This window comes from Arthrobacter sp. YA7-1, assembly GCF_025960325.1.
Classification (GTDB): domain Bacteria; phylum Actinomycetota; class Actinomycetes; order Actinomycetales; family Micrococcaceae; genus Arthrobacter; species Arthrobacter bambusae_A.
On record NZ_CP110114.1, the window covers coordinates 2,519,145 to 2,532,969 of the forward strand.

Here is a 13,825-nt window from a genome sequence, read left to right on the forward strand (position 1 = left end):
GATGCTGGGGGCATGGATGGAAAGACAGCCTGGAGCGCGGAGAGCAGGGCGGCAGTGGAGGCCGTTGCCGCGTCCGTTGCCGTGCTTGCCGCCTTCGCTCAGGACGCTGGTCCCTCCGAACGCCCCGATCCGCTCCGGGATCTCGCCGATGGTTGCCTGGACGGCCTCGCCGAAGTGGCCAGGCTGGAAGCCCGGACCGCCGCGCTGAAAGCGAAGCTCGCCGCGGATTACGTCCAGGCGGCCAGTGCCCTGGCGCCGCCAGCGTCCTCGCCACAGGAATCCACCGCCCAGGAACTTGCCCTGATCGCCGAGGTCGCCTGCGTCCTGACCGTCAGCGAACGGACTGCCGGGGGCCTCCTGGTCGAATCCCGGTCCCTGACCACGACGCTGCCGCTGACCCTGAAGGCCCTGCAGTCCGGAACGATCTCCTGGCAGCACGCCCGGATCATCGTCGACGAAACAAGCGGCCTGGGCCCCGCCGGGGCAGCCGCCCTGGAAGCGCACTTCCTGGACCCCGATGCTCCCAACCCCGCCCGCGGCTGCCCGGCCGGGGCCCTCGTCCCGTCCCGGTTCCGGGCCAAAGCACGCACCTGGCGCGAACGCCACCACCCCGTCAGCATCGAATCGCGCCACGCCAAGAGCGCCGAAGACCGGCGGGTCGAATACCTCCCGGACCGCGACGGCATGGCCTGGCTCTCCGCCTACCTCCCGGCGGCCACCGCCGCGGGCATATGGGAACGGACCACCGCCGCCGCCCGCGCCCTCCAAGGCCCCGACGAGCCCCGGACCCTCGCCCAGCTCCGCGCTGACATCACCGCCACCTGGCTCCTCACCAACACCACCGGCGGTGTGCCCGACGGCGGCCTGGCGGGCGTTGTGCCCGACGGCGGCCTGCCGGGCGTTGTGCCCGACGGCGGCCTGGCGGGCGGCGGACGCGCGGAACCGGGGCTGACGGGGCGCGTTCCGTCCCCGCGGGCGCAGGTGCTGGTCACCGTCCCGATCCTGTCCCTGCTGGGCGTCACGGAGGAACCGGCCATGCTGGACGGGTATGGGCCGATCCCGCCGTCCATGGCCAGGAGCCTGATCGCCGACGGCGCTGACTCTTTTCACCGCGTCTTGATCGACCCCCGCGACGGCGCTCCGCTGGAAATCGGACGGACGAGCTACCGCCTCACCAAGGCCCAGCGCCAGTGGCTGCGGCTCCGCGACGGCAAATGCCCTTTCCCCGGCTGCAACAACCACTCCCTGGACAACGACGCGGACCATCTCTTGGCCTGGGCCGACGGCGGCACCACCGGCATCACCAACCTCGGCCAACCCTGCCCCAAGCACCACCGTCTCAGACATCGGACCGGATGGACTCCCTCCCCGGCCAGCAAGGACCACCCGCCGGGCTGGACCTCACCATCCAAACGGCACTACCCCAGCGAACAGCAGGACTGGGAACCACCCCGCTGGCCACACCACTTCACGATCATCGACACGGACCTGGACACGGGTGCGCCACCGGGCCATGAGCTGCCGGCACATCCGGAATTTCCGCGGGATCCGGAACTGCCGCAGGATCCCTTCCCGGACTGGTGCTCCTTCACGGCCGCACATCCATGGCCCGACCCCGACGACATGGACGTTGACCACGGTCCAGTCGATCCTGGGGATCCGGATCGACCCGTGCGGCTGAACGACCCCTACCCGGAATGTCCCGAGTTCCAAACCGCTTGATCCACTGGAAGTCCGTGCAGGAGGGACGCAGGCCACAGCATCCGGAGCTTCCTGTCCTAGTATGCTCAACCCCACCAGTGACCAACAGGAGGCTGAAGTGGTCGAAGAGACTGTGCTCGAGATAGTGGCCGAGCTGGCCGCGCTCGAGGACCCGAAGCCTCGCGCGGTGAACGAAAAACACGGGGACGATCACGGTGTGAACCTCGGCAAACTCCGCGCCCTCGCGAAGCGGTTGAAGACGCAGCAGGAACTCGCGCACCAGCTCTGGGCGACGGATGAAACGGCCGCCAGGCTTTTGGCCATCCTGATCTGCCGTCCGAAGGGGTTCGACCGTGATGAGTTGGACGTCATGTTGCGCCAGGCGCGGACTCCGAAGGTGCACGACTGGCTCGTCAATTACGTGGCGAAGAAGAACCCGCACTGCGAAGAATTGCGTCTTGCCTGGTTCACCGATCCGGATCCGGTGGTGGCGAGTGCCGGTTGGGCGTTGACGAGCGAACGGGTGGCGAAGAATCCCGAGGGCCTGGATCTCGCAGGATTGCTCGACGTCATCGAGGCGGAGATGGAAGACGCGCCGGATCGCCTGCAATGGGCCATGAACCAGTGCTTGGCCCAGATCGGGATCGAACACGCCGAGCATCGCGCCCGCGCCATTGACATCGGTGAGCGCTTGGGGGTGCTCAGGGATTATCCGACTCCCCCGAACTGCACGTCTCCGTTCGCACCCATCTGGATCAGCGAGATGGTGCGCCGACAGCAGGATAAGTAGGAATTGAACGGGCCATCCGACCCTCTACTTCCTACAGTTTCGGCTGGCACGTTCCCTGGCCGAGGAGGGTAGATCTGGCGGATCCCGCGCCAATCCGACCCGGGACCGGTGCAGCTCCGGTTTCAGCCCTTGACGATGGACATCGGCAAAAGGCCCCCCGGCGTGGAAGGGGCGATGCTGTCCAGCTGCCATCCATCCACGGATGCCAGGAACATAGCGGGCTGCGACACCGAGTAGCCCAACGGGACGTTGCTTGGCCCGTTCGCCGCCGAGGCCTGGTGTTCTTCCGTGAGTTCCTTGAAATGGACGCTTGCCGTCGACCCGCTCACCTCCACGGATTCCACCGTGATCTTCGTCGAAAAGTCCGTGTACCAAAAGCCCTTTGACTTGAACCCGGCCTTTGACCGGGCCACCACCGGGAGGTCCCGCGCGCGCTTGGCCCGGTACGCCGCCGTCGTCTGCCCTTCGGCCAGGCGTGGAGCAGTGGGATTGTCGAGGACGGTGGCGTTTCGGTCCTCGACAGCAGTCTGGATGATGGCAGTGAGCTCCGACGACGACGGGCTGGGCACCGCTGTTGTGGAGGAGTCGACCGGGAGCGGCCCGGCTATCGTCTGGCACCCGGAGAGGGCCAACCCCAACAGCACGGCGACGGCGGCCACAGTGCGCGGATGCTTCATCCTTGGCCCCCTCGCTGTGGATGTCCCCACAGCCTACGCGCGTTTCGCGAATTCAATGCGTATGTATTCGAGCTCTTCGCGTGGGAGGACAGCAGTCATAACCCCACCCTGTTCAAGTGACGCGCCAACCCCGTACACGAGGGGATCCGCGTCGATCTCCACACCCTGCACTTCGACGCCGTCAATCCATACGGTTACGACGCGGCTGCCCGGACGATTACTGATGTCCCCGGCGTTACGGTCCCACGCGATGCCCCCGGGCCATTCACTCCGGTAGCGATTCACGAGGATGTGGTTCATGTGTTCTGTCAGCACCTGGGCCGGGGATGGGCGTTCGGAAGGGTCCCGATGCCACGTGGTCCGCACGGCCTCCCAGAGCTGCGGGTATCGCATCCGTTGAACCCCTTCAATCAGCCATGCCGGTCGCGGCCATGGCGGAAAGTCTTCGATCGACCTTCGCGCTTGCTCGTCGAGCTCGGCCAGATTCATCGGGTCGGATCGGCCAGCGGGATTGCGCCACAGCGTATAGGTAATGCTCGCCGACATCTCGTTATATCCGCGGGAGTCCTGCCCGTACTGTATGCCGACCACATCCGGATCTTCCAGCGATGGCTGGGGCACCATGCCTCCCCATATCGCCCACTTGAACGCCGTAATGCCCGAGCCGTGCGAGGGGACCGTTCCGGTGGTCCAGTCCCCGTCCTCGTGAAAAACAACGCGGGGTCACTTAGCGCCCATTCCGATGCCTTGGATGGGCGATAAGTGACCCCGCGTTGTGGGCCGCCAGGAAGGGAAGGGAGGATTAAAACTCCCAGTCCTCATCCTCGGTATTGACAGCCTTGCCGATCACATAGGAAGACCCCGACCCAGAGAAGAAGTCGTGGTTCTCGTCAGCGTTGGGTGACAGGGCCGACAGGATGGCCGGGTTCACGTCGGTGACGGAGGCCGGGAACATGGCCTCGTAGCCGAGGTTCATGAGGGCCTTGTTGGCGTTGTAGTGCAGGAACTTCTTCACGTCCTCCGCGAGGCCGACGCCGTCGTAGAGGTCGTGGGTGTACTGGACTTCGTTTTCGTACAGCTCGAAGAGCAGCTCGAACGTGTAGTCCTTGATTTCCTGGCGCTTCTCCTCGGAGACCTTCTCAAGCCCCTTCTGGAACTTGTACCCGATGTAGTAGCCGTGCACGGCTTCGTCGCGGATGATCAGGCGGATGAGGTCTGCCGTGTTCGTGAGCTTGGCACGCGAAGACCAGTACATCGGAAGGTAGAACCCGGAGTAGAACAGGAACGATTCCAGCAGCGTCGAAGCGACCTTGCGCTTCAGGGGATCGTCGCCTTGGTAGTAGTCCATGACGATCTGCGCCTTCTTCTGCAGGTTCTCGTTCTCGAGGGACCAGCGGAAGGCGTCGTCGATCTCCTTGGTGGAGCACAGGGTGGAGAAAATCGAGGAATACGACTTCGCGTGCACCGACTCCATGAAGGCGATGTTCGTGTACACGGCCTCTTCGTGCGGGGTGATGGCGTCCGGGATCAAGGACACAGCGCCCACGGTTCCCTGGATGGTGTCCAGCAGGGTCAGGCCCGTGAAGACGCGCATGGTGAGCTGCTGCTCGTCCGGCGTCAGGGTGTGCCAGGACTGGACGTCGTTGGACAGCGGCACCTTCTCCGGCAGCCAGAAGTTGTTGACCAGGCGGTTCCAGACCTCCACGTCCTTGTCATCCTGGATGCGGTTCCAGTTGATCGCTTCGACGTGGCTAAGCAGCTTGACCTTCTCGGTCATTTCGTCCCCTTAACGTATGTGTTCTTTAAGGTAAGCGTACGACGCCGGGCGCTCGCCCGGCGTCGTACTCTTCAGTTTTGAGGCGCGGCGGCTGCCGCAAATAAACAACCGAAAACAGTTACAGCATGCAGGAAACGCAGCCCTCAACCTCGGTGCCTTCCAGCGCGAGCTGGCGGAGGCGGATGTAGTAGAGCGTCTTGATGCCCTTGCGCCATGCGTAGATCTGCGCCTTGTTGATGTCACGCGTGGTGGCAGTGTCCTTGAAGAACAGCGTCAGGGACAGGCCCTGGTCCACGTGCTGCGTAGCAGCGGCGTAGGTGTCGATGATCTTCTCGTAGCCGATCTCATACGCGTCCTGGTAGTACTCCAGGTTGTCGTTGTCAAGGTACGGAGCCGGGTAGTAGACGCGGCCGATCTTGCCTTCCTTGCGGATTTCGATCTTGGCGGCCACCGGGTGGATCGACGACGTCGAGTTGTTGATGTAGCTGATGGAGCCCGTGGGCGGGACGGCCTGCAGGTTCTGGTTGTAGATACCGTGCTCCATGACGGAAGCCTTCAGCTCGCGCCAGTCGTCCTGCGTCGGGATGTGAATACCGGCGAAGAGCTCGCTCACGCGCTCGGTCTCCGGAGCCCACACCTGCTCGGTGTACTTGTCGAAGAACGTGCCGCTCGCGTAGGTGGAGTTCTCGAAGCCGCCGAAGGGCTGGCCGGTCTCGATGGCCAGCTTGTTCGAGGCACGGAGGGCGTGGAACAGCACCGTGTAGAAGTAGATGTTGGTGAAGTCCAGGCCCTCTTCGGAACCGTAGTGGACGTGCTCGCGGGCAAGGTAGCCGTGCAGGTTCATCTGGCCGAGACCGATGGCGTGGCTCTGGGCGTTGCCCTGCGCGATGGACGGCACCGAGTTGATGTAGGACATGTCCGACACTGCGCTCAGGGCACGGATGGACGTCTCGATCGACAGGCCGAAGTTCGGGGAATCCATGGTCTTGGCGATGTTCATCGAGCCAAGGTTGCAGGAGATGTCCTTGCCGACCGTCTCGTAGCTGAGGTCCTCGGCGTAGATCGACGGCGTGGAAACCTGCAGGATCTCCGAGCACAGGTTGCTCATGGTTATCTTGCCCGCGATCGGGTTGGCCCGGTTCACGGTGTCCTCGAACATGATGTACGGGTAGCCGGACTCGAACTGGATCTCCGCGAGGGTCTGGAAGAACTCGCGGGCGCTGATCTTGGTCTTCTTGATCCGGGAGTCGTCCACCATCTCGTAGTACTTCTCGGTGACCGAGATGTCGGAGAACGGGACGCCGTAGACGCGTTCGACGTCGTACGGGGAGAAGAGGTACATGTCCTCGTTCTTCTTGGCCAGCTCGAACGTGATGTCCGGGACCACGACGCCGAGGGACAGCGTCTTGATGCGGATCTTCTCGTCGGCGTTTTCACGCTTGGTGTCCAGGAAGCGATAGATGTCCGGGTGGTGCGCGTGCAGGTACACGGCACCCGCACCCTGGCGGGCACCGAGCTGGTTGGCGTAGGAGAAGCTGTCTTCAAGGAGCTTCATGACCGGGATGACGCCGGAGGACTGGTTCTCGATCTGCTTGATCGGGGCGCCGTGCTCGCGGATGTTGGTCAGCGAGAGGGCCACGCCGCCGCCGCGCTTGGACAGCTGCAGCGCCGAGTTGATGCCGCGGGCGATCGACTCCATGTTGTCTTCGATGCGCAACAGGAAGCAGGAGACCAGCTCGCCGCGCTGGGCCTTGCCGGCGTTGAGGAACGTGGGAGTGGCGGGCTGGAAGCGGCCGTCGATGATCTCGTCGACGAGGCGGCTGGCCAGCTCCTCGTTGCCGCGGGCAAGGTGCAAGGCAACCATGCAGACGCGGTCTTCGTAGCGCTCCAGGAAACGCTTGCCGTCGAAGGTCTTCAGCGTGTAGGAGGTGTAGAACTTGAAGGCGCCGAGGAAGGTCTCGAAGCGGAACTTCTTCTTGTAGGCGCGGTTGAACAGGTCACGGATGAAGTTCATCGTGTACTGGTCGAGGGTCTCGCGCTCGTAGTACTGGTTCTTGACCAGGTAGTCCAGCTTCTCTTCCAGGTCATGGAAGAAGACGGTGTTGTTGTTCACGTGCTGCAGGAAGTACTGGTGCGCGGCCTCGCGGTCTGCTTCGAACTGGATTTCCCCGTTCGGACCGTAGAGGTTCAACATGGCATTGAGCTCATGGTAGCCAAGGCCCTTGTAGGCCTCCGGCAATGGCTTCTTGGCCTTGGCGGTGTCCATAGCGCCCTTGGTTACTTCTGTATCTGCGACAGTCGTGTCCAAAACTTTTCCAATCCTTGATTGACCCGGTCAACATCTTCCGGAGTCCCCATGAGTTCGAATCGATAAAGAAGCGGAACCCGGCATTTGGTGGCGATGATGTCTCCCGCCATGCAGTAGTTTTCCGCGAAGTTCGTGTTTCCTGCTCCGATGACGCCGCGGATCAGTTCCCTGTTCTGCGGGTTGTTCAGAAACCTGATGACCTGCTTCGGCACCGATCCTTCGCCGTTCGTGCCACCATACGTGGGCAACACGAGGACGAAGGGTTCCAGTGCGAGCAGCGGCGCGTCCTTGGCATGGAGCGGGATGCGTGCCGCGTCCACGCCGAGCTTCTGGACGAAGCGCTTGGTGTTCTCAGATGTCGAGGAAAAGTAGATGAGGTGGCTCCGCGTGCTGACAGCTTCAGCCATTGTTTGAGCAGGTGCTGTTGCCAGCGCTGCCATGGGAGTCACCTCGACTACATTGGAATGCTTTGTTGTTGCGGCGGAGTCCCGAAAGACTAGGCCACCGAAGCGGCAGCCAGTGCCAGTTCTTCGATCTTGTCCGGACGGAATCCTGACCAGTGGTCCTGCTCGGTCACCACAACGGGGGCCTGCATGTATCCAAGGGCCTTCAGGCGCTCAAGGGCCTCGGCATCCTGTGAGATGTCAACGCTCTGGTAGGCGATGCCCTTTTTGTCGAGTGCACGGTAAGTCGCGTTGCACTGAACACAGGCCGGCTTCGTGTAAACCGTAACAGTCATGGTCCCTGTCCCCTTTGTTGAAGTCTTTGCTCTTCGTTCGGCAGGCCCCGACCGGAACTGATTCCGTCTCCGATACTGGCCCGCTGGCCGCCAAGGCGGCCAAACTATCTATTCACGTCTTGCATTCACGTCTTGCATTCATGTCTTGTGCTGGTTTCCCGCTCAATCCGTAAATCGATACTACATGTAGTGCAAGCGCCTCGGCGGAACCCCAAGATGATGTATTACAAGTATGTCATTTTACGCACCGGTAGTCCACAGGCGCAGGGGGTAAAAATGTCCGGAAATCCGCCAAATCCGGAGACGTCATCCACACCCTGTGGACTACTTAGCCACATTTAATCGCCAGCGTGTCGCCAGGATCCCGGCGTGTCGCGGCATCCTGCAAACGCCGTCCCGTGAGTCGCCCGCCACACTTCCCGACGCCGGACAGGCATCAAACCCGGCGGCTGCGGAGACCGAATTCACACCGATATGCTGGTTTCCACGGTCTTTCGGCCGGCACCGAGCCTAAGGATCACTGATGGTCAACCTCCTCCACCTACGGACACTGCTTGAAGTCACGCGGCTCGGTTCCTTCGCGGCAGCCGCCGCGCGGCTCGGCTACACCGCCTCGGCCGTATCCCAACAGATGGCAGCATTGGAACGGGACACCGGCGTCGAACTCTTCCACCGCTCCGCACGCAGCGTGGTTCCCACGGAGGCGGCCCTGACCATGGTGCGCCATGCCTCCAAAGTGCTCACCGACGTCGAGACCTTGCTGGCGGCAGCCTCGAGGAGCACCGACTCCCCCGTCCAGGAACTGCGGCTCGGCATCTTCCCAAGCCTTGCAACCTACGTCCTGCCGGACATTCTCCGGAACCCGCGCTGGAAGAAGCTGGGAATAGAACTCCGCGTGTGGGTGGCCGAGCCGTCCCAGACCATCCAAGGCCTGCGCACCGGCGGCGAACTGGACCTCGCACTCGTGTACCAAGTGGGCCAGTCAGGGCTCGCGTGGCCACACACCCTGGAGCGGCAGTGGATCGGCGACGACGACTTCCGGGTGGTGCTCCCGGCATCGTGGGGCATCCGGGAGGACGCCGAAATGCAGGCCTCGCAACTCTCGGACATGCCCTGGATCATGCACCACCCGGGCACCAGCGACGCGGTGGTGATCGAACGCCTGTTTGCCAGCTGCAATCTGCACCCACGCGTCGCGGCCTACAGCGATGACTTCCACGCAAGCCTCGAGATGGCGGCAGCGGGGCTCGGCGCCGCCCTGGTTCCGGAACTGGCGCTGCGGCACCGGCCGCCCGGCGTCGTGGTTCTCGATGTTCCGGACATCCGGCTCGCCCGCAATGTGTTCGCTCTCCTCCTCAATGAGAAGCGAACGGCCCAGGTGCAGCTCTTCACGGAATTGCTGGCCGACACGCTGCACGGGAGCGCCGCAACCGTCCGGGCCGGCAGCGCCGCGACGATGCCCAAAACCACTCAAAAGTCAACGCCCAAACCCCGCACCTGAAATCTTCCCGGATGCTGGAACACGCCGCTTGTTTGGGACTATCTTGAAGACATGAGCAAGGTAGCGAGCAAACATTTTGGGGAGATCGAGCTCAACCACGGGCGGGAGCGCTGTTACGTGGCTTCCCACGAGCTCGCCGGAAATCCCCTCGAACTGGACCTGAACGTCACGGCGCATGACCACTTCGACGAGAAGGCACTCCACAAGGTGGACTACCGCCTGGGCTACCTCCCCGAATTGGTGGACCAGGTCCGGGACATGATCGCCGAGGAGCTGGAGCAGGACGGCACCAACTCCCAGCAGTTCCTGCACTTCCACTCCAACCAGCTCAAAGAAGAGCAACTGGAGGCGGTGTTCGGCGTCCGCGACAAGACGCAGCTCACCAAGGACGTTTTCCTCAAAGCCCTCAAACTGGGCCATGTGGCGATCTACCCCGGCCAGCCGGAGCGCTATTTCGTCCTGGATTTCACTCTGGGCTCGCACTTCACCGACGAACTGCTGGTGGTTGCGGCCGATGAGGACGGTGTAGTGGACGACGAGATCCTCTGGGAGTCGTGACAAGTCGGTTATCCCGAAGATCGAAAGAACGACGGCGGCCGGTCACCTTCGAGGTGACCGGCCGCCGCAGTTTGTACTACGTGAGGTTTACTTTGCTGCTTCGAGCAGTCCGGCGCGGACCGTCTTGGTGGCCTTGACCAGGTTGCGCAGGGACTCTTCAGTCTCGGCGTAGCCGCGGGTCTTCAAGCCGCAGTCCGGGTTGACCCAGAGCTGGCGGGACGGAACGTGCTTGACGGCGGTGGACAGCAGTTCGGTGACCTCGGCCTCCCCCGGAACACGCGGCGAGTGGATGTCGTAAACGCCAGGACCAACCCCGCGGCCGAAGTGGTGCGCCTCGAGGTCGTGGACAACCTCCATGCGTGAGCGTGCTGCTTCGATGGACGTGACGTCGGCGTCGAGGCCGTCGATCGCGTCGATGATCACACCGAACTCCGAGTAGCAGAGGTGGGTGTGGATCTGGGTGGCGTCGGCGGCACCGGCGGTGGCCAGGCGGAAGGAGTCGACCGACCACTTCAGGTAGGCGGCGTGGTCGGCCTTGCGCAGCGGCAGGAGTTCGCGCAGTGCAGGCTCGTCCACCTGGATGACCTTGATGCCAGCTGCTTCGAGGTCGGCGATTTCATCCCGAAGTGCCAGGCCGACCTGGTTGGCGGTCTCGCCGAGCGGCTGGTCGTCGCGGACGAAGGACCAGGCCAGGATGGTCACCGGACCGGTGAGCATGCCCTTCATCGGCTTGCTGGTGAGGGACTGCGCGTATTCCGCCCAGGCAACCGTGATGGGCGCCGAACGGGTGACGTCGCCCCAGAGGATGGACGGCCGGGTGCAACGCGAGCCGTAGGACTGGACCCAGCCGTGAACGGTTACGTCGAAGCCTTCGAGGTTCTCGGCGAAGTACTGGACCATGTCGTTGCGCTCGGGCTCGCCGTGCACCAGGACATCGTAGCCGAGCTCTTCCTGCAGCTCGACGACGCGCTTGATCTCGTCCTTCATGAGCTGCTCGTACTGCTCGTTGCTCAGCTCGCCCTTGTTGTTGCGGGCACGGGCGGAACGGATTTCCGAGGTCTGGGGGAAGGATCCGATGGTGGTGGTGGGCAGCGGCGGCAAGTGAAGCGCAGCTTCCTGGGCGGCTTCGCGGACCGGGTACTCGGAGCGGTTGAAGTCGGCCTCGGTGAGGGCAGCCGTGCGGGCGCGGACGTCGGCGCGCTGGACCCCCTCGGCGGTGGCGCGGGACGCGATCACCGCGGAAGCCTCGTCGATCGCGGCCTTCGCGGAAGCCGGGTCGGCCAGGTAGTCCGCCAGGACCTTGACCTCGACGGCCTTCTGGTCAGCGAATGCGAGCCAGCTACGCAGCTGCGCGGAGAGCTGGGTTTCCTCGGCAGTGTCGTGCGGGACGTGCTGGGTGGAGGTGGAGGTGCTGACGGCAAGCTTGCCGGCCGCGGCCTTCAGTTCGTCCAGCTTGCCGGCCGAGACGGCAAGGTCGTTGCGCCAGATGTTGTGGCCATCGACGACGCCGGCAACCAGGGTCTTGTTGCCCAGGCCGGCCAGGGCTGCCGCTGACGGTACCGCGCCCTTGAAAACGTCGACGTGCAGGGCGTCGATGTTGGTCGCAGCGAGGGTGCCGAGCTGGCCGTCGAGGGAACCGTAGGGCGTGGAGACGAAGAGCTGCGGGCGCGCTGCGGCACCTGAGAGGACTTCGTAGGCACGGGCAGTGGCAGCCTGGATTTCCGCGGCCGGGGTGTCCTGGTCGACAACGAGGGCGGGCTCGTCCAACTGGATCCAGCTGGCGCCGGCAGCGGCAAGCTTGCCAAGGAGTTCAACATAGACCGGGAGGATGTCCTCCAAGCGGGACAGCGGAGCGAAGCCCGCGGGAGCATCGTCGGAAGCCTTGGAGAGCAGCAGGTAGGTCACCGGCCCAACAATGTACGGGCGGGTCTCGATGCCGTTGGCGAGGGCGAACTCGAACTCCTCGACGATGCGGTTGGAGGCGAGCTTGAAGTCGGTCTCGGGGCCGATTTCCGGAACGAGGTAGTGGTAGTTCGTGTCGAACCACTTGGTCATTTCGAGCGGCTGCTGTTCCTTGTTGCCGCGGGCCAGGGTGAAGTAGCCATCGATGTCGAGCTGGCCTTCGGCGTTGAGCAGCTGGCCGAAACGGGCCGGGACCGCACCCAGGTGCGCGGTGGCGTCGAGCACCTGGTCGTAGTAGGAGAAGGTGCCTGGAACGGCGGCGGCTTCGTTGAGGCCGAGTTCCTGGAGGCGCCTGGCGGTGGTCAGTTGGATGTCCTTGGCAGCGGCGTCAAGGGCAGCGGCGTCGATCTTGCCGGCCCAGTAGGCTTCGATTGTCTTCTTGAGTTCGCGGCGGCGGCCGATGCGCGGGTAGCCGAGCAGGGATGCAGCGGGGAACGCCGCATTGGTCTTTTCAGTGAGGTTCTGTTCAGTCATGGGATTTCCTTGGGGCAGTAGGTGCAAATCGATGTGTCGAGGGGTTTGCGGAGCAGCGTTGGCTGATCAGCTGACGAGTTCCTGGCGGCGGGCGATGGCGCTGAGCCTGCTGGCCGGCCGGGCCGGGCGGGGCAAGGCAAGCTTGTCCAGCACGTCCAGGGCGCAGGCGTGCTCGTTGAAGGTGTACAGGTGGATGCCCGGAGCACCGGCCTGCAGGGCGGCGTTGGCCAGGTCCACCGTGGCGCGGACTCCGATCTTGCGCCGTTCGGCGTCGCTGTCCGCCGCGGCAAGTCGCTCGATCAGTTCCGGTGCGGGTTCGACGCCGGTGAGCTCGCCGAGGCGCTTGAGCCGGCGAAGGCTGGTCAGCGGCATGACGCCCGGGATGATCGGGATCGTGACGCCGGCACGCCGGGCACGGGAGATCAGGTCCGCATACTGCTCGGTGTGGAAGAAGACCTGCGTGATGGCGAAGTCGGCACCCGAACGCTGCTTCGCGAGCAGCACCTCGACGTCGTGCTCCACACTCGGGGACTCCGGGTGGCGCGTGGGATAGGCGGCCACGCCGACGGCGATCTTGCCCGCGCACAGGAGGGCCGAACGCCGCTGTTCCACACGCCGGATCAGTTCGATGAGGTCCTGGGCGTAGCGCAGCGAACCACTGACCGGCTGGCCGCTGTCCTTGGGAAGGTCGCCACGCAGGGCAAGGATGCCGCGCACGCCGTTGTCCAGGAGTTCGCCGATGATCTCGGCCAATTCCTGCGGGGTGTTTCCGACGCAGGTCAGGTGTGCCAGTGGCCGCAGGGTCGTTTCGAGCAGCAGCCGGTTGATGAGCTCGACGGCGGTGTCCCGGTTGGAACCGCTGGCACCGTACGTCACGGAGACGAAGTCGGGATCCGTGGCCTCAAGCTCCCCGATGGTCGTCCAGAGGGACTCCGCAGCCGCTGGAGAGCGGGGCGGGAAAAGTTCGTAGGACAAGGCAACAGGGGCGGCGCCGGTCAGGTTCGGATGAGTGTCGATGAGGCTTGGTGGTGACATTTGCGTCCTTGGCTGTGTGTCAGCGGGCCTGCGTTCACGGACGTGAAACCGTGGACTGCAGAATCGGTGAATTGAGTTTGGGGATACACGCAACGAACTCCAGCAGGGCGCAGCCGCGACTGTTACGCCTGGAATGAAGTTGTCCGTGTGCAAATGTCAGGCCCACATGGGGGCACCCACACCCTCCTGCCTGCCTTCAAGAGGCAGATCCGGCGGAGGATCGCTGACACGTTACCGCGGTAACTTGAATACGACTCTAGAACGGGGCTCCGGCCGCCACAAATCCTCCGCCGAATTAAGACG

Annotated in this window: 12 protein-coding genes; 4 read left to right on the plus strand and 8 right to left on the minus strand. The window is 63.8% G+C overall.

What is annotated here, in order from left to right:
* Positions 1-12: 12 nt before the first annotated feature.
* Together OIT41_RS11815 and OIT41_RS11820 are read left to right on the plus strand one after the other, a co-directional pair.
* Positions 13-1,722, plus strand: coding sequence for an HNH endonuclease signature motif containing protein (locus tag OIT41_RS11815; protein ID WP_241707824.1), 1,710 nt, complete (start codon positions 13-15; stop codon positions 1,720-1,722).
* 61 nt (positions 1,723-1,783) lie between these two features.
* Entirely contained in the window at positions 1,784-2,491 is a 708-nt protein-coding gene (locus OIT41_RS11820) for a DNA alkylation repair protein (RefSeq protein WP_241707825.1), read from the plus strand.
* Between the two features lie 122 nt (positions 2,492-2,613).
* Here the strand turns inward: OIT41_RS11820 and OIT41_RS11825 are convergent, their stop codons facing one another.
* From OIT41_RS11825 to nrdH, 6 genes are all read right to left on the minus strand, one after another.
* A complete protein-coding gene (locus OIT41_RS11825) occupies positions 2,614-3,168 on the minus strand; it encodes a hypothetical protein (protein WP_241707826.1) in 555 nt (184 codons plus the stop codon).
* A gap of 33 nt (positions 3,169-3,201) precedes the next feature.
* Entirely contained in the window at positions 3,202-3,792 is a 591-nt protein-coding gene (locus tag OIT41_RS11830; protein WP_241707827.1) for a hypothetical protein, read from the minus strand.
* A 178-nt stretch (positions 3,793-3,970) separates the two neighbouring features.
* A complete protein-coding gene (nrdF, locus tag OIT41_RS11835) occupies positions 3,971-4,945 on the minus strand; it encodes a class 1b ribonucleoside-diphosphate reductase subunit beta (RefSeq protein ID WP_059389329.1) in 975 nt (324 codons plus the stop codon).
* 118 nt (positions 4,946-5,063) lie between these two features.
* Entirely contained in the window at positions 5,064-7,211 is a 2,148-nt protein-coding gene (gene nrdE, locus OIT41_RS11840) for a class 1b ribonucleoside-diphosphate reductase subunit alpha (protein ID WP_241707844.1), read from the minus strand.
* Positions 7,212-7,222: 11 nt separating this feature from the next.
* Positions 7,223-7,693, minus strand: coding sequence for a class Ib ribonucleoside-diphosphate reductase assembly flavoprotein NrdI (gene nrdI, locus OIT41_RS11845; RefSeq protein WP_241707828.1), 471 nt, complete (start codon positions 7,691-7,693; stop codon positions 7,223-7,225).
* Between the two features lie 56 nt (positions 7,694-7,749).
* On the minus strand, positions 7,750-7,992 hold the full coding sequence (gene nrdH / locus OIT41_RS11850; RefSeq protein ID WP_028267421.1) for a glutaredoxin-like protein NrdH: 243 nt from the start codon (positions 7,990-7,992) through the stop codon (positions 7,750-7,752).
* Positions 7,993-8,515: 523 nt separating this feature from the next.
* Here nrdH and OIT41_RS11855 point away from each other — a divergent pair.
* Together OIT41_RS11855 and OIT41_RS11860 are read left to right on the plus strand one after the other, a co-directional pair.
* On the plus strand, positions 8,516-9,493 hold the full coding sequence (locus OIT41_RS11855; RefSeq protein ID WP_078108737.1) for a LysR family transcriptional regulator: 978 nt from the start codon (positions 8,516-8,518) through the stop codon (positions 9,491-9,493).
* Between the two features lie 51 nt (positions 9,494-9,544).
* Positions 9,545-10,051: a DUF2004 domain-containing protein gene (locus tag OIT41_RS11860; RefSeq protein ID WP_078108736.1), complete on the plus strand. Its 507-nt coding sequence runs from the start codon at positions 9,545-9,547 to the stop codon at positions 10,049-10,051.
* An 87-nt stretch (positions 10,052-10,138) separates the two neighbouring features.
* Here OIT41_RS11860 and metE read toward each other — a convergent pair whose 3' ends face one another.
* Both metE and OIT41_RS11870 read right to left on the minus strand, forming a co-directional pair.
* Positions 10,139-12,487 carry a 5-methyltetrahydropteroyltriglutamate--homocysteine S-methyltransferase gene (gene metE / locus OIT41_RS11865; RefSeq protein WP_241707829.1) on the minus strand — a complete coding sequence of 783 codons (2,349 nt, stop codon included), beginning with the start codon at positions 12,485-12,487 and terminating at the stop codon, positions 10,139-10,141.
* 66 nt (positions 12,488-12,553) lie between these two features.
* Positions 12,554-13,522, minus strand: coding sequence for a methylenetetrahydrofolate reductase (locus OIT41_RS11870; RefSeq protein ID WP_078108731.1), 969 nt, complete (start codon positions 13,520-13,522; stop codon positions 12,554-12,556).
* Positions 13,523-13,825: the final 303 nt, after the last annotated feature.